The organism is Ligilactobacillus sp. 110_WCHN, from assembly GCF_030518115.1.
GTDB lineage: Bacteria > Bacillota > Bacilli > Lactobacillales > Lactobacillaceae > Ligilactobacillus > Ligilactobacillus aviarius_C.
This window is the reverse complement of the sequence record NZ_JAULLI010000006.1, coordinates 52,407-69,382: the sequence shown is the minus strand read 5'-3', so window position 1 is coordinate 69,382 and position 16,976 is coordinate 52,407. Positions and strand designations below refer to the sequence as shown.

At 42.9% G+C, this 16,976-nt stretch carries 13 protein-coding genes; all 13 read right to left on the bottom strand.

The genetic code is table 11. From position 1 onward, the window contains the following. Positions 1-297 precede the first annotated feature (297 nt). On the bottom strand, positions 298-1,656 hold the full coding sequence (gene rlmD / locus Q3C15_RS03550; protein WP_302704142.1) for a 23S rRNA (uracil(1939)-C(5))-methyltransferase RlmD: 1,359 nt from the start codon (positions 1,654-1,656) through the stop codon (positions 298-300). Between the two features lie 59 nt (positions 1,657-1,715). Then, positions 1,716-2,759, bottom strand: a complete 1,044-nt coding sequence (locus Q3C15_RS03545) for a diacylglycerol kinase (protein ID WP_302704140.1) — start codon at positions 2,757-2,759, stop codon at positions 1,716-1,718. A gap of 27 nt (positions 2,760-2,786) precedes the next feature. Next, positions 2,787-4,220, bottom strand: a complete 1,434-nt coding sequence (gatB, locus tag Q3C15_RS03540) for an Asp-tRNA(Asn)/Glu-tRNA(Gln) amidotransferase subunit GatB (RefSeq protein WP_283596865.1) — start codon at positions 4,218-4,220, stop codon at positions 2,787-2,789. Then, positions 4,220-5,686: an Asp-tRNA(Asn)/Glu-tRNA(Gln) amidotransferase subunit GatA gene (gene gatA / locus Q3C15_RS03535; protein ID WP_302704138.1), complete on the bottom strand. Its 1,467-nt coding sequence runs from the start codon at positions 5,684-5,686 to the stop codon at positions 4,220-4,222. The genes gatB and gatA overlap by 1 nt, the downstream gene beginning before the upstream one ends. Then, complete coding sequence (gene gatC / locus Q3C15_RS03530; protein ID WP_057826689.1) at positions 5,686-5,991, bottom strand: Asp-tRNA(Asn)/Glu-tRNA(Gln) amidotransferase subunit GatC; 306 nt, start codon at positions 5,989-5,991, stop codon at positions 5,686-5,688. The genes gatA and gatC overlap by 1 nt, the downstream gene beginning before the upstream one ends. A 62-nt stretch (positions 5,992-6,053) precedes the next feature. Further along, positions 6,054-7,208, bottom strand: coding sequence for a CamS family sex pheromone protein (locus Q3C15_RS03525; protein WP_064214780.1), 1,155 nt, complete (start codon positions 7,206-7,208; stop codon positions 6,054-6,056). Beyond that, positions 7,205-9,223, bottom strand: coding sequence for an NAD-dependent DNA ligase LigA (gene ligA / locus Q3C15_RS03520; RefSeq protein WP_283577297.1), 2,019 nt, complete (start codon positions 9,221-9,223; stop codon positions 7,205-7,207). Before ligA ends, Q3C15_RS03525 begins: the two co-directional genes overlap by 4 nt. A 14-nt stretch (positions 9,224-9,237) precedes the next feature. Further along, positions 9,238-11,463 (bottom strand): DNA helicase PcrA, encoded by a 2,226-nt coding sequence (gene pcrA, locus Q3C15_RS03515; RefSeq protein WP_302704151.1) that lies wholly within the window; start codon positions 11,461-11,463, stop codon positions 9,238-9,240. Positions 11,464-11,624: 161 nt separating this feature from the next. Then, entirely contained in the window at positions 11,625-12,758 is a 1,134-nt protein-coding gene (locus tag Q3C15_RS03510) for a 5-(carboxyamino)imidazole ribonucleotide synthase (RefSeq protein ID WP_302704135.1), read from the bottom strand. Between the two features lie 129 nt (positions 12,759-12,887). Beyond that, positions 12,888-13,508 carry a glycoside hydrolase family 73 protein gene (locus tag Q3C15_RS03505; protein ID WP_283596862.1) on the bottom strand — a complete coding sequence of 207 codons (621 nt, stop codon included), beginning with the start codon at positions 13,506-13,508 and terminating at the stop codon, positions 12,888-12,890. 10 nt (positions 13,509-13,518) lie between these two features. Continuing rightward, positions 13,519-14,112 carry an ECF transporter S component gene (locus Q3C15_RS03500; protein ID WP_302704132.1) on the bottom strand — a complete coding sequence of 198 codons (594 nt, stop codon included), beginning with the start codon at positions 14,110-14,112 and terminating at the stop codon, positions 13,519-13,521. 113 nt (positions 14,113-14,225) lie between these two features. Next, the gene (locus Q3C15_RS03495) at positions 14,226-15,203 is read right to left on the bottom strand and encodes an AEC family transporter (protein WP_204779404.1); all 978 of its coding nucleotides are present in this window, start codon (positions 15,201-15,203) and stop codon (positions 14,226-14,228) included. Positions 15,204-15,245: 42 nt separating this feature from the next. Further along, positions 15,246-16,865, bottom strand: a complete 1,620-nt coding sequence (locus tag Q3C15_RS03490; RefSeq protein WP_204779403.1) for a malolactic enzyme — start codon at positions 16,863-16,865, stop codon at positions 15,246-15,248. Positions 16,866-16,976: the final 111 nt, after the last annotated feature.

Sequence of the window (16,976 nt, the reverse complement as noted above, 5' to 3'; positions counted from 1 at the left end):
AAAAATAAAAATGTATTTTTCATCTTAATTCACTTAAAACAAAAAATACATTTTTAATTACTATACTTTAAAAATATTTACTTTTTGCGGTTCGCCACTTCCCAATCACTCGTCGCTCTGCTCCTCTTTCTTGGGTGACTATCGTGCGGAGGATCACTAGCAATGTCTGCGTCGCTTAGCTCCTTGTCATTACTGTATTTGCTCTCTCGCGGTTCGTGTCTTCGAATCGTTTCGTCACTTCGTTCCTTTCTCTTCGGACACTATCGCGTGGAGCGTTTCTAAGCTTTCTCGCTCCTTTTAGTCGCGCTCAAGCAAAGTAACGCTCTCAATATGCTGCGTCATCGGGAATTGGTCCACTGGCTGGATTGGCTGGGATACATGGTAACCTTCATCCATGAATTGCTGAATATCACGGACTAGCGTTGCCGGATTACAACTGACATAGATGATTTTCTTCGGGTTCATGACGGCGGCACTGTGGATCAAACTGGTCGTAAGCCCTTTCCGCGGCGGGTCGACCATGATCACGTCAGGTTTGATACCCTGGCTTTCCCACTTAGCCATCCATTCTTCGGCATTCCCAACCTCGAAATCTACATTATCAATGTGATTAAGTTGAGCGTTCGTCTTGGCATCCGCAATTGCTTCCGGCACGATTTCCACCCCGTACACCTTACGGGCATGCTCAGCAAGACTTAATGAAATTGTCCCAATTCCGCAATAAGCGTCAATCACGGTTTCATTTCCTGTTAATCCCGCCTGCTTAATCGCTTCATTGTACAAAACCTCTGTCTGTTGCGGGTTAACCTGATAAAATGAATGGGCCGAAATTTTAAACTTCAAACCATTCAACGTATCGGTAATCGTTGAAGCGCCAGCAAGAACAATGTCTTGGTTTCCAAGAATCACATTGGTGTTGCGTTTATTCACATTTTGAATCACACTTTTCACATCAGGCATTGATTCGATGATTTCATTAGCAATCTTATCCCCATGTGGAAAACTTTTTCCGTTTGTTACGATCACCACCATTGCTTCATGCGAGTAATAACCGCGCCGAACCATTAAATGCCGAATCAATCCCCTTTGCGTTTGTTCGTCATAGGCTGATAAATCATACTTATTCAAAATCACCAATGTGGACTGCAAAATCTCATCAATTCGCTGATTCTGAATCGTAAAGTCTTTCATCGGAACAAAGTGATGGCTTCCTTTGCGATAAAAACCAACTTCCAGTTGGCCATCGATTTTGCGCACTGGAACCTGGGCTTTATTCCGGTAATGAATTGAATTTTTCATCCCCAATGTGGATAAGACTTTGATTTGCTCATCAAGATGGGCCTTTTTCAACAATTGTTGAATCTGATTCTGTTTAAATTTCAACTGGGCGGCATACTTTAAGTGTCCTAACGGCGTCACGCCATCTTGTTGAGCGTCATCTTCCACCCGGTCCGGACTCTTTGAAAACCATTTAAGTGCCCGCGCAAAAGCAAAATTTTTGCGTGCTTTGACCACAACCGCTTCAATTTTTTCACCCGGAAGAGCCCCTGCAATAAACAACGGATAGCCGTCGACTTTCGCAACGCCCATTCCTTCGTAGGTCAAATCTTCCACAGTGACTGTTAATTTCTCATTTTTTGATACTGGTGTTTTCATTTCCTACCTCATTTACTGAAAAGGAGAGAAGACTTATCCACAGCTTCTCTCCTGATTAATTACTTATCCTCTGATTGGTGATCAGCATCATTCATTTCAAGTTCTTCGTGGGATAAGTTTTCCACGCCTTGAATCAAATGCTCCCGGGCGTCCTCAGCTTGTTCGTCTTCTTCTTGCTGCCGAATTGCATCGTCGGGAATGTCCTTGACGTTTGCGAAAATCTCAATGTGTTGTTTGAGATTTTTAAACGTCATTGGGGCATCGCCGCCGTATTCACCATCAATGTTGATCATCATCTTTTCGTTTACTGGCTTAGCTACAACCTTTGAAGTTTTAACATACAAAATCCGCGGATCATCAATGTGCTTTCCACCATTTAAAATCTTGGTGAATAACTGGAGAATTTCCATTAAATTGCTGGTTTTAACCACAATTAACGTGAATTTTCCATCATCCAATGATGCGTCTGGAACAAGCTGTTCAAACCCGCCGACTGAATTAGTTAACGCAAGGAAAAACATTGAAGCTTTTCCATCGTATACCCCGTCATCGTATTCTAAATGCATGTCGATCGGCTTCATGCGCGGAAGCATTTCAGCCCCCTTAACAAAGTATGCAAGGTAGCCAAACAGTGATTTAACCTCTGACGGCACAACATAGGTCAATTCTGTTAATAAGCCGCCCCCGGCAATATTAACAAAATACTTTTCTCCAGCCATTCCAATGTCGATTTTAATTGTTTCACCATTTGCGATTACCTTAGCGGCTTCAACCGGACTTTCACGCGGAATCTTTAATGCCCGCGCGTAGTCATTCGTTGTTCCCGCAGGAATGATTCCAAGCTTTGGCCGGTGTTTCAATCCGGCAATTCCGTTTACGACCTCATTGATCGTTCCATCACCGCCGGCAGCCACGATCAAATTGAAGCCAGCGCGCGCAGCCCGTTCAGCTTCATTGCGGGCCGAATTTTCCTCGGGGGTCGTCGCAAAAGCGCTAGTTTCATAACCTGCACGTTCCAAAATATTCAAGATTTCAACAAGGTCGCTTTTGATCGCCTCGCGTCCAGATGTCGGATTATAAATAATACGACAACGTTTTTGCATTGTTAATCCCTCTTTCGCCAGCAAATTTTATCTACTCTTTAAGCTTTCCGTTAATAATTTATTAACGACTTTCGGGTTCGCCTTGCCCCGTGTTTGCTTCATAATGTTTCCAACTAAGAAGCCAAATGCCCGGTCTTTACCGTTCTTAAAGTCTTCAATTGATTGTTGGTTGTTATCAAGCACTTCATCAATGATTGGTTGCAATTTTGCAGGATCTGACAATTGAACCATGCCTTTTTCTTCAACCCATGCCTTTGGTTCAGTGTCATTGGTAATGATTTCCTTAAAGACCTTCTTCGCGATCTTTGATGAAATCGTTCCGTCTTTGATCAATTGAATCATGGTTGCTAAGTGTTCAGGCGTCAATGCCGTGTCGCCAAGTTCAATTTGCTTGTCGTTCAAGTAAGCATTCACTTCACCCATCAACCAGTTTGAAGCCAATTTTGGATCACCGCCATGGGCAACCGTTGCTTCATAAAAGTCTGACATTTCCTTTGTTTGGGTCAAAACTTTAGCGTCGTAAGCTGGAATGCCCCATTCATTAATGTAGCGTTCCCGCCGCTTATCTGGCATTTCAGGAATTGATTCGCGAACTTCTTCGATCCATTCGTTTGAAATGTGATATGTCGGCAAATCTGGTTCTGGGAAGTAACGATAATCGTTGGCTTCTTCCTTTGACCGCATTAAAACGGTCGTTCCGGTTGGTTCATCGAACCGGCGAGTTTCCTGTTCGATTTCGCCACCCTTAAGTAAAATGCCACGTTGCCGCTTTTCTTCGTATTCAATCCCTTTCCGAACATGATCAAGTGAGTTCAAGTTCTTCATTTCGGTCCGAACGCCTGGTTTATCAGAACCGATTGGCCGCACAGAAACGTTTACGTCGGCCCGCATTGAACCTTGTTCCATCTTTACGTCTGAAATTCCGGTAAACTTGATGATTTGACGGAGCCGTGACAAGTATGCGTGAGCTTCATCTGCTGAATGAAGGTCCGGCTTTGAAACGATTTCGATCAACGGGGTTCCCTGACGATTCAAATCAACGTATGAATAACCGTTTGGATTGTGGGTATTCTTCCCCGCATCTTCTTCGACGTGCATTTCTTCGATTCCGATTTTCTTCTTCGTTCCGTCTTCAAGTTCGATTTCCAACCAGCCGTCATGGGCAATTGGAGTATCCTTTTGGGTAATCTGGTATGCTTTCGGGTTATCCGGATAGAAGTAGTTCTTCCGGTCAAAATGCAAGTCCTGTTCAATTTCACAGTTCAAAGCCATTGCAGCCCGCATGCCGTATTCCAAAACACCCTTGTTAACTTCTGGCAAAACCCCTGGATATGCCCAGTCAATTACATTGGTATTTGTGTTCGGTTCAGCCCCATAAACAACCGGTGCCGGCGAGTAAGCCTTTGACTTTGTTTGCATTTCAATGTGGACTTCAAGTCCAATCGTTGTTTCAAAGTTCATTAATTTTGACCTCCAATCGTTGGGATTTGATTATGAAAATCAGTTGCTTGTTCAAATGCATAACCTGCTTGGTACAGCATTTCTTCATCAAACCGCGGTGCAACCAGGTGGATTCCAACTGGTAATCCGTCCTTCGTGAAACCGCCAGGAATTGACATTGCAGGAACGCCGGCTAGGTTCATTGGAATTGTCAATAAATCGTTCATGTACATGGCAATCGGATCATCGGTCTTTTCACCAAAACCAAATGCTGCCGTTGTCGTTGTTGGTCCTAAGATCAAATCATAATCCTTAAAGACATTGTCAAATTCGTTGCAGATCAATGTCCGAACCTTAGTTGCTTTGCCAAAGAATTCATCATACAAGCCTGATGAAAGTGAGAATGTTCCCAGCATGATCCGCCGTTTAACTTCATCACCAAAGCCTTCTGAACGTGAACGAACATAAACATCTTCAAGGTTCTTCACGTCTTTTGCCCGGAAACCATAACGAATTCCGTCATACCGTTGCAAGTTTGATGAAGCTTCAGACGTTGCGACAATGTAGTAAACTTGAATTCCGTTCAATGAGTGCGGCAATGAGATTTCATCAACCGTTGCCCCTAAGCTTTCAAACGTCTTAATAGCATTTTGAACTGCTTCCCGGACTTCGGGTTGTAAATCAACATCCATGAATTCTTTTGGAACCCCGATGTGCATGCCTTTGATATCTTTGCCAATTTTTGATGTAAAGTCTGGAACTTCCCGTGGTGAAGTTGTAAAGTCATGCTTATCTTGACCAGCAATTGCATTTAACATCAACGCATTATCCTTAACGTTCCGGGTCATTGGGCCGATTTGGTCAAGGCTTGATGAAAAGGCAATTAAGCCGTACCGTGATACCCGACCATACGTTGGTTTAAAACCGACAACGCCGTTAAATGCAGCTGGTTGCCGGATTGAACCACCCGTATCAGAACCTAAAGCAGCAATCAATTCACCTGAAGCAACGGCTGCTGCTGGACCACCTGAAGAACCGCCAGGAACCTTCGTTTGATCCCACGCATTTTTCGTTTTCTTAAAAGCTGAAGTTTCCGTTGAACTTCCCATCGCAAATTCATCAAGGTTCAACTTTCCGGCAACGACCATTCCGGCATTTTCAAGCCGTTCAACCGCCGTTGCAGTGTAAATCGGGTTAAAGTTTTCCAGCATCTTGCTGGCTGCGGTCGTTGTTAATCCCTTTGTTACCATGTTATCCTTGATTCCAACTGGGATTCCATCTAAAACATTGTCCGCGTCGATTCCCCGTTGATCAATTGCGGCCGCTTGCTTTAATGCTTCATCCTTGTTCATTGCAAGAAATGCATCGATTTGCGGTTCGCGCTTCGCAATCCCATCAAATGTTGCTTGCATTAATTCGCTTGCACTCAATTCCTTGTTAACTAACATTTGGTGCAAACTTGTTAAATCATTCTTCAAGTAATCCATTATTCGTTATCCTCCCCTTCATCAATAATTGCGGGAACTTTGATAAACCCGTCCTCGTGTTCAGGGACATTCTTCATTAATTCACTCCGGTCAACACCTTTTTCAGCAACATCTTCACGCATAATGTTGACTGCATCCGTAACATTGATTGTTGGCTTAACACCATCTGTATTGATCTTACTTAACTGGTGTGACATGTTCATGATGTCTTCTAATTGCTTGGTAAACTTTTCAAGTTCTTGATCAGTAAATTCAAGCTTTGATAAGGAAGCAATTTTTTTAACGTCATCCTTTGTGATTTCCATCATTTTTCCTTCTTTCTAACCTTAAATCATTACTTTTATTTTAGCATATGAAAAAATCTAAATTAGTTCCCGGTGAGAATGTGGCTTTCAAATTTTCCTTCGCCTGCGTTCCGTGAAAGGAATGCTTGGGTCTTACCATCAGATCCTAAGATTTGAATATCGATTGGAATCTTGTTTGGCAAGTAACTTTGGGCAGCCTGAGCAACGTATTGTGTAAAGCTGATAATTTCAGTTTCACTATAGAACTGGGTTGTAATATTCACGTTCATTCCCTTAAGGGTGTTGCCGTCATATTGAGCTTGGGCCGTCACCCCTGCAAGGTTCGGGAAGAAGTTTTGAATCTTATCCTTAAAGTTTTCGAAACTGTGTTCATCGTTGCTGTTTGGAACTGAATTAGTTGATGTTGCCGGGAAGACCACGTTCTTAATATCAAGGTTCTTCCAGTCGCCAAGTTGCGTTCCGCTGTTGCTTACTGCATATGCATAAAACGATCCGCCGACCAAACTATCATTCGGGGCCTGTTCAAACATCGCAATTACAATCGGAATGTTATTTGGAACCCCGTCAATTTTCCGGACCCGTTCCAAAACCTTTTGGGCGTCTGCCTTTCCTTGCGCAACCATCTTATCGTGCGGAATTGATTGCGTAAAGGTTGGTCCATACTGTTGTTTTTGGTAATAATCCTTTTGATTCATTCCGATTCCGATCGTCATTCCGGCCAATGTCAACTTACCATTGTTGTTCTTCATGTAATCTTGTTCGCCGATTTGTTGAACATACATTGGATTCCGGTTCGAACCGTTGCCATTATCAACCGGGTTCAAGCCATCCGGATTATCTTTCGACTGCCGGCCTAACCATTTTTCAACCGTTGACGTGGATAAGTATTGCCCTTCTTGGAAAATATAACTTTGGGTTGAAAAGAACTTCTTTGAAATGTCTGTCATTCCAATATCAAAGTTTTTCAAGTTCAGCATGTTGTTGGCATCCTGCTGTACGCCAACTCCACGCGACTTGCTTACCCGGTACCGACCGTTTTCAATTACGCCGCGATACTGGTCGCTATCCGCATCACCGGTAATTTGAAATTTATCTGTCTTCTTTGTCGTCGTTGTATCATTACTGCCCGAAGACGAGCTGTTATTTGATTTGCCGCATCCTACAAGGAGTAAAGCAGCTAAGCAAATTCCGACAAAGGCTCCTGCTTTTCGTTTCAATCTTCTGCCTCCATTTGTTCCATAAAGGTTGCTTCATTGATAATTTTAACATTTAATTGCTGTGCTTTGGCAAGTTTGCTTCCGGCATCGTGCCCCGCAATCAGTAGATCTGTTTTCCCAGAAACACTGCCGGTCACTTTCGCTCCATGCGCTTCAAGCCATTTCTTCGCATCTGCCCGTTTCAAATGGTCTAGCGTTCCCGTCAAAACGACCCGAAGTCCATTAAACGGACTTTCTGCGGCCGCCGCAGCCTGCTCTTCTTCAGATTGACCCAGAAAATCCATGTTGACTCCCGCTTGAACAAGTTCTTCAAGTAACTCATTAACTTGCGGGTTTTGGAAATATGTAACCACGCTTTCCGCAATGGTCTGCCCCACCGTTTTGATTGCTGCGATTTCATCGATCGTTGCCTTTTTAATCGCATCCATCGTCTTAAAATGCTGGGCAATCAGGCGGGCCGCCTTTGCTCCAACGTGCCGAATCCCTAAACCGAATAACAACCGCTCCAACGAATTATGCCGGCTATTATCGATGGCCGTTAGTAAATTATTGGCTGACCTATCCTTAAACTTATCAAGTTGCAACAGCTCTTCAAAGTTAAGCTGATAAAGATCAGCCACATCCTGAACCATTTTTCGTTCATACAACTGGGCAATGATTTTGGTTCCTAGTCCTCGAATATCCATCGCGTTTCGGGAAGCAAAGTGGGTCAAACTTTCCTTCACCAACGCTGGACACTTCGGATTGATACACCGCAACGCCACTTCATCATCGAGATGAACAAGTGGTGCATGACATTCCGGACATTCGGTTGGAATCGAATACGGTTGCGAATCTGCCGGCCGTTTTTTCAAAACAACGGTTGCCACTTCTGGAATAATATCCCCGGCCTTAAACAACTTCACGGTATCGCCGATGCGAATATCCTTTTCTTTAATGTAATCCGGATTATGAAGGGAAGCCCGACTGACCGTTGTTCCGGCTAATTGAACCGGATCCATCACGGCCGTTGGGGTCACAACTCCCGTTCGACCAACCGTCCACTCGATCTTATGAACGACGGTTTCCTGCTCATCCGGTGGGAATTTATACGCGATTGCCCACCGCGGAACCTTCACGGTATTGCCCACTTCTTCATGCACCTTAAACGGATTCGCTTTAATTACAATGCCGTCAATATCATACGGCAACGATGCCCGCTTTTGCTGATATTCATCAATGTATGCCCGAATCTCATCCATATTATGCGCAACCCGATAGTCAGGGTTCACCTTAAAGCCCCACGAACGCATTTTTTCAAGGGCTTCACTTTGCGTTGTGACGCCAAATTTTTCCGGCTCCATCAAATAATAAATAAACGTGCTTAATTTCCGCTCAGCGGTAATCCGACTATCAAGCTGCCGTAATGATCCGGCAGCCGCATTCCGCGCATTGGCGAAAATCTGCTTTCCCTGTTCTTCCTGCCGTTGATTAAGTTCAACAAATGATGTTTTCGGCATGTAACATTCGCCGCGAACTTCAACATCAACGGGTTCAGACAGTTCAAGCGGAATCGCATTGATCGTCTTTAAATTTTGGGTAATGTCTTCGCCAATTTGGCCATTGCCCCGGGTCGACCCTTGAACAAACTTGCCCGCCCGATAAACGAGTGAAATTGCCAGCCCATCAATTTTTAATTCACAGTTGTAATCAATTTGCTGATGAACCGTTTGATCAAGGTTAGCAACAAAATCCGCGAGTTCTTCCTTTGAAAAAACATCGCCTAACGAAAGCATTGGAATTTCATGTCCAATCTTTTCAAATCCAGTCAGGACCTGGCCACCGACCCGCTGCGTTGGCGAATCCGGGGTGATCATTTCCGGATGAGCCTTTTCCAATTTCACTAATTCCTGGTATTTCTGATCGTAAACATCATCCGGAACACTTGGCTTATCAAGTGAATAATATTCACGGGACCACGTATTTAATTGTGACCGCAACTCATCAAATTGCTGCTGAAGTTTTTCGTTTGCCACCAACTTCACCCTCTTTATTTCTTCGTAATCGGTGCAAAGGCCGCTAATAAACGCTTAATTCCTTGATCCTTGAATGCAATATCAAGTTCCATATCTTCACCGCTGCCGGTCACCTTCACAACCGTGCCTTCACCCCAAGCCTTGTGTTGAACCTTATCGCCAACCTTCCAGCTCTTTTTATCTGCGCCGGTTCCTTGAGGACGATCGACCGTTCCTGCTGGTTTCCGGTAAACCGGTGTCTTCCGAGCAAATGGCGCATTTGTTCGCCGCACTGCTGAATTTCCAGAGCTAATATAATTTGCTCCTTCATTTTCAGAATGCAATAAGTTATCGCCGATTTCAGTAATAAAGCGTGAAGCGGCATTGATTTGCCGTTTACCGTATAACATCCGTGACAAAGCATTTGTGATGTATAGCTCTTGCTGAGCCCGTGTAATTCCAACGTACGCAAGCCGCCGTTCTTCTTCTAATTCATCTTCATCCATTTGGGCCCGTGAAAGCGGGAAGATTCCTTCTTCCATTCCCATTAAGAAAACAACTGGGAACTCGAGCCCTTTAGCTGCATGCAATGTCATTAACGTCACTTCATTTGAATCATCAACGTCATCTTGATCAGATACTAAAGCTAAATCTGCAAGGAAATCTGCAAACGGATCACTTTCTTCATCTTCAGGTTGCCATTGGGCATCAAACTGTTTCGTAACCGTTAAGAATTCATCCAAGTTTTCAAGCCGGCTTTGATTTTCAAGCGACTTTGTTTTTTCTAATTCTGCCCGGTAACCTGTCATTTCAAGAATATCCTCCGTTAATTCCGTAACGTTTTCTTTTTCTTCAAGATCATGCAATTTGCGAATCAATTGGGCAAACTCTTGCAACTCATTCACTGCTTTTCCCTTAATTTCGGTTAATGCCACATTTTCAGCAGCCTCTTCAAGTGAAATTCCGTGAAGATCAGCAAATGCTTGAAGCTTCTGCATGCTAGTTGCCCCAATTCCCCGTTTTGGCGAGTTAACGACCCGTTCAAAACTCAGTGAGTCTTGCGGGTTCGTTGCAAGCCGTAAATATGCTAAAACATCAAGGATTTCCTTCCGTTCATAGAATTTATGTGCTCCAACCAATTTATATGGGATATTAGCTTTTACAAATGTTTCTTCGATTTTCCGTGATTGGGCGTTTGTCCGGTATAAAATCGCAAAATCACGATATTGCCGACCTTTTTGCTGCATCTGCTCTTTAATTGCCTTAACCACAAAATAGGCTTCATCGCTATCGGTATTGCCCCGGTAATAATGAATCTTTTCGCCCTGAGCATTTTCCGTCCACAATGTCTTGGCTTTCCGGTTAACGTTATTTTCAATTACCTTATTTGCCGCTTCCAAAATGGTCTTCGTTGACCGGTAATTTTGTTCCAGCTTGATGACCGTCGCATCAGGATAATCCTTTTCAAAGTTCAGAATGTTTTCCATGTTAGCACCGCGCCAGCCATAAATGCTCTGATCGGCATCTCCAACAACACATAGATTACGGTTAGCCTTAGCTAACATATTAACTAATTCATACTGAGCTTCATTTGTATCCTGGTATTCATCAACGTGAATGTACTTGAATTTCCGTTGATAAAATTCAAGAACTGCTGGGGCTTCCTTAAACAAATCGATCGTCTTCATGATCAAATCGTCAAAGTCCATCGCTTGATCCTGTTGCAACCGGTCCTGATATTCAACATACGCCTTTGCCACAAGGTCTTCGAACATTCCGCTTGCTTGTTCTTGGTACTGTTCTGGAGTTAATAAATCGTTTTTGGCATTTGAAATGGCACTTAAAATTGCCCGCGGATTATATTTTTTCGGGTCAATGTTTAAATCTGCCATAATATGTTTCATCAGCGTTCGTTGCTCACTTGAGCTGGCAATCGTGAAGCCGCGATTATAACCGATTTTTTCACCATCGCGCCGTAAAATCCGAACACAAAGGGCATGGAACGTTGATACCCAAATTTCTTCCGCACCTTCACCAATTAATTTATCGATCCGTTCCCGCATTTCACGGGCCGCTTTATTGGTAAAGGTAATTGCAAGGATGTTCCACGGGTTAATTCCCTTTTCTTCAATCAGATAAGCTACCCGATGAGTCAGCACCCGGGTCTTGCCGCTTCCTGCACCGGCCATTACCAGCAACGGGCCTTCCGTTGTTTGAACGGCTTCTGCTTGTTTATCGTTCATCTTTGCTAATAAATCCATCACAGCCAATTCCTTTCCTCCTATGCAAGCTACAATCAGGTTTTATTATATCAAAATCAGGCTTACTTTTTAAGGTAAAAAAGACAAAGAGACTGGCGTCTAAAGCAATCGGTTTCGCCAAATTACTTTAGATGTTCAGCCTCTTTAATTTACTTAAAATCCTAAATTTTATTATCCCAAATTCCGGTTGATTCGACCTGTTCGCGCACAGTTTCAATCGTTGGTCCTAATGCTAACAAATATCCTTCCGTATCATGGACCCGCATTGAAAGGGGATAACGGAAGAAGTTGTAATACCAATTATCTTTAAGAACCCACTGTGTTCGTAAATCATCCTGGTCATGACTTTCAATCGTAATTGCCACTGTCGGTTCCATCAATTCGGTCTTCACAAGTGGCATTTGAGCTAACGCCCGCAAATGCTGTTCAAACATCGTAACGTTCGTTGCTTTATCAAACACATAACCGCTCGCATGCAATCCCGGAACGACCCGTTTGACGTAAATTGCACCACTTTCGGTCAGGAAGAAGGCAATTTCCATCGTCCCGACATAGTTTAAACTCTTCGCAATCTTATCAGCCAATCGGCGAACTTCTGCTTCAACGTCATTACTGATCATTGCTGGAACCAGTGATTCATGAAGAACATGATCATGGTAAATATTTTCAATTACCGGGAAGAAATTGATCGTTCTCTTCGCATCCTTTGTCAAAACTACTGATAATTCCTTGGTGTATGGAATCCATGATTCAAGGATGTACGTTCCCATGTCGATAATATCCGCACACTTGGCAATATCCGATTGTTTGCGAATAATTTGTTGATGAGCCTTTCCAAGTCCCTTTTGAATTGGCTTTAAGACACACGGATAACCAATTGATGTTACGGCTTGGTAAACATCATCAAGGTTAACGATCGTTGCATACGGGGCAATATTAACGTTCAATTGTTCAAAAAATGCCCGTTCAAGCAGCCGGTCTTGCATGTATTCCAATGCATCGGTCCCCTGCGGAACTGATGTATATTGGGCAATATATTTAATTACTTCTGAATTGACGTGTTCCGATTCATACGTCACAACGTCGCACCGTTGAGCAAAGCTTTGAAGTTTTAATTTGTCATTCATCTTGCCAACGATCCGAACATCGGCTTCAGCCAAAGTCGGACTTTCTTCATATCGGCTGTACGCCACAACCTTATATCCCATTTTTTTGGCAGCCCGCGCTAACATAATTCCATTTGGACTATCGCCAATGATTCCCAATGTACTTCCAGGAAAAAGCGTTTTTGTCATTTTCCTCACTACTTTCCATTCAAACCTATATAATTTCGATTTCCAATTATTAGTTTATCAATAACTAATCATATCATTTTTAATGATACCATAATTGCAACTTTGAATATTATAAATTTCCTTTAGATTTTAACCATTATCGTACTGATATAACTTATATTTTTGAATAATTGCGATCAGCTTTTGGGCATAGTTGGGGTCAGTCGCATACCCGTTGGCTTGCAAGGCTTCCGCGGCAGTTTCGTAATTCGTTGCATTCACGACTTGCTCATAGTGATTTTGATCGCCTTCAAGCCCATCAACCAGCAACTTAGTATGCGCCGCAATCGAAGCCGCCCACGACGGATAAACCGCAAAGCTGGCTTTAACCGTGATCCATTGACCGTTTACATACTCTTTGGTCGTCATCATCGCGCTGTTCGTTCCGATTCCCTTGACTCCAAAAAGATTATTATACTTTTGAGAAAGTTCACTCTGACCCCAATCCGATTCTAATGCGGCTTGTGCAATCGTAATGCTTGCAAGCACATGACTTTGTTGTTGTTCGCTTTCCGCAATCGGCGCAACTTTTTGAATAAAGTTTAGTTTGACCTGTTCGCTTTGCGGAATTGCTGCCTGACTTTGCCGAATTTCGCGTCCGCTCCACCGAATCACCTGAATCGACATCATCAATCCAAGAATAACGATCAAAACGACGTCGGTGATTTTTAAATGCCGTTGTCTTAAAAAAAGGTTTAATTTTCTTTTCATTTTTCAACCCTCAAGCATGCTTCTTCAAAACCTTTAATAACGCGGTGGCAATTAACGGAACTGTTACCGCTGCTAATAGCATTTCCGGAATTCCGTTCGTTCCCACGACCCCCAGCAAATACGGAAGCAGTTGACGAACATCGACCGCATACAATCGCGGTGCCTGATTGTGATAAAAAAGATAAATCTGGCCAAGAACCAGCAAGGTATTGGTCATACTTCCTGCCATGGTCGCAATCACCATTGACTTCTGCTCTGAGACGTGTTTTTTCATCCATAAAAAACCATAACCGGCAACCGCCCCGACTAAGATTCGCGGAAGAACCGAAATCAGCGGATTCGTAAAGCAAATAACTGCCAGCGGACTTGTCGGCCAAATAAACGCCCGAATAAAGGTGATCATTCCCCAAATTCCGCCAACGATCATTCCTTGAACGGGGCCTAAAACAATTGCTGCAACAATTACCGTAATATGGATCAGCGTAATACTTAACGGTCCAATTGGAATGTTTCCCAAAATTGGAACCAAATTTTGGACGATCACGATCGTTCCAAAAAGCGCTAATAATGTATTTCGCCGTAATTTTTGACGCGGATCAAGCACGCGATCACTCCCTGATAATTATTACCGCTGATTATAACTTAAAAGAAAAAGCCGTGCAATTGCACAGCCTTTTCAAACTCTTTCTCATCTTAAACCCGTAATAAAGTAATAAACTAGATAAATTGTAAGATTCCCATCAATACTGGAACAACAACAATGAACAATACCGTACTCATAACAACGACGTTGGTTGCATATTCAACATCGCCGTGGGCTTCGCCAGCCAATACCGGCAATACGGCTAACATTGGAGTTGCTGATTGAACGATCAATGTTTGTTGCATCAAGCGTGGTAAATCAAAGTGAAGGATCGGTGCCCCGAACTTGATCAAAAGAATCAATACAAGTGGTGATAATACGAACCGGCCAAGTAAGGCAATGATCGAATCACGGTCAAACTTGAAGTTCTTCAAACCGGCATCGCATAAAACAACCCCGATGTAGATCAATGATAACGGCGTTACCAAGTTACCTACATAACCAAGTGTTTGGAACAGGAAGTCTGGTTTGCTGCTTGGTAAACCAAGAAGTAACCAAATGATTGCAACAACGAATCCAACAAGTGGCATTGGTAAAAGCTTTTGCAAACTGATCTTGTGCTTCTTCTTGCTGTCTTTATCAGCCGTTGGATCATCATTGTAGATCAAGAAGACCCCAAAGGCCCATGTTGAAACCGTATTGATTACGTAGTAGATCAAGAAGTCAGCCATTGACTTTGTTCCGAATAAAGCCATGTTTAATGGCATTCCGATAAAGATCGTGTTGGCGTTGACGATCGCGTTCATCATAATTCCGCGCCGGCCTGGACGAACCTTTAAGACCTTAACAACTAACCATGCAATTAAGTATCCAATAATTACACCTAAGGCTGGGAAAATCAATCCCTTACCTAAACCTACTAAACTTGACCGGGTCAAGTGTTTTTGAACAGATACGAAAATTGAAGCTGGCAAAGCGATCTTCGTAATTAAACCTGAAATACTCTTTGCGAAATCATCGCCAAACCATCTAAATTTCCGAAGTAAAAATCCAAGTGCCATAATCAAAACGATTACGACAATACTTGATACTGATGTTAAAAATACAGCCATCCCTCTTACGCTCCTCTATAAATTCGCTTACTTATCTTTTTATTAATATTTTGGTTCCCACTTCATATCAGCAACTGCCTTGTGAGCATCTGATACGCCAGCAATTCCTTGATCAATTGCACTTTGAGCAACTGTTTCAGCAACTGTTTGGGTAAATTCGGTCAACTTAGCAACTGGTGGCAATACTGGAGCACCTGGTTGGCTTGCATCGACAATTCCGCCTAATGCGTGAGCAGCAGCGGCAAGCATCTTTTCGTTTACAACCTTTGCCTTGGCAGCGATTGAACCGAAGCCAACCCCTGGGTATACCAAAGCGTTGTTTGCTTGACCGATCGTGTATGTGACACCGTTGTATTCAACAGGATCTGAAGGAATTCCGGTTGCAACCAATGCCCGACCGTCTGTCCACTTGATCAAGTCTTCAGCCTTAGCTTCCAATAACTTCGTTGGGTTTGAAATTGGGAAGATGATTGGCCGTTCTGTGTGGGCAGCCATTTCCTTAACGATTGATTCAGTGAAGGCACCCGGTTGTTTTGAAGTTCCGATCATAACGGTTGGGTGAACAGCCTTTACAATGGCTTCAAGGTTTGTTAATTCGTCAGCATTATCAAATTCACTGCGTTGACGAACAAACGGCTTTTGAGCTTGAGTCAAGCCTTCTGTGTCTTCGAATAATAATCCTTGCTTGTCAACCAAGTAGAAGTGCTTCTTTGCTTCTTCTTCGCTCATTCCGTTGCGAACTAATTCGTCGCACATCATTTGGGCAATTCCGCATCCGGCAGTTCCGGCACCAAATGTCAAGAATGTTTGATCTTCAAGCTTTTCCTTTGAAATGTTCAAAGCACCAAGAATACCTGCTAAGCAGATAATTCCGGTTCCTTGAATATCATCGTTAAATACCGGAATTTCATTTTGATACTTTTGTAAGATAACGTCAGCGTTTGAACGGCCAAAGTCTTCAAAGTGGATCAAAACGTCTGGGAATAACTTCCGAGCTGATTCAACGAACTTGTCAACCATTTCATAGTACTTGTCGCCGTAGATCCGCTTGTGGTGGTTACCTAAGTACAGTGGGTCGTTTAATAATTCTTCATTATCTGTACCGGCATCTAATGAAACTGGCAATACATTGCGGGGGTCAATTCCTGAAGCAGCTGTGTAAACCATTAACTTACCGATTGAAATATCTGCTCCTTGAGTACCCCAGTCACCGATTCCAAGGATCGCTTCAGCATCTGAAACAACGATCAACTTGATGTCGCGACCTTCTGCAGCATTCTTCAATGTATCTTCAATGTCATCTTGAGCATCGATTGAAATAAATGCAGCATCTTGTGGTTGAACAAAGACGTGACTGTAATTTTCAATTGAGTCTGCGATTACCGGATCGTAAACGATTGGCATAAATTCAACTAAGTGCTTGCTCATTAAGTAGTAGAACAATGTCCGGTTTGTGTTGAAGATTTCCATTAAGAACTTCCGCTTTTCAAAGTTGTTTGGCTTTGATTGGTAGTGTTCATATGTTTGCTTTGCTTGATCTTCAATTGATTGAACACCGATTGGCAACATTCCGACCAAACCATATTCTTTCCGTTCTTCGTTTGTAAATGCAGTTCCTTTATTTAAGAAAGGATCTCTTAAAACGTCAATTCCACGTTTCATATCTTAACGCCTCTTCTTTTCCTTTAATATTTACACCTGCATTTTAGTTTTTCTTAATATTTATAGTCAAATTTATGTGCTATTATAAACTATATTTATATGAAGAAATAA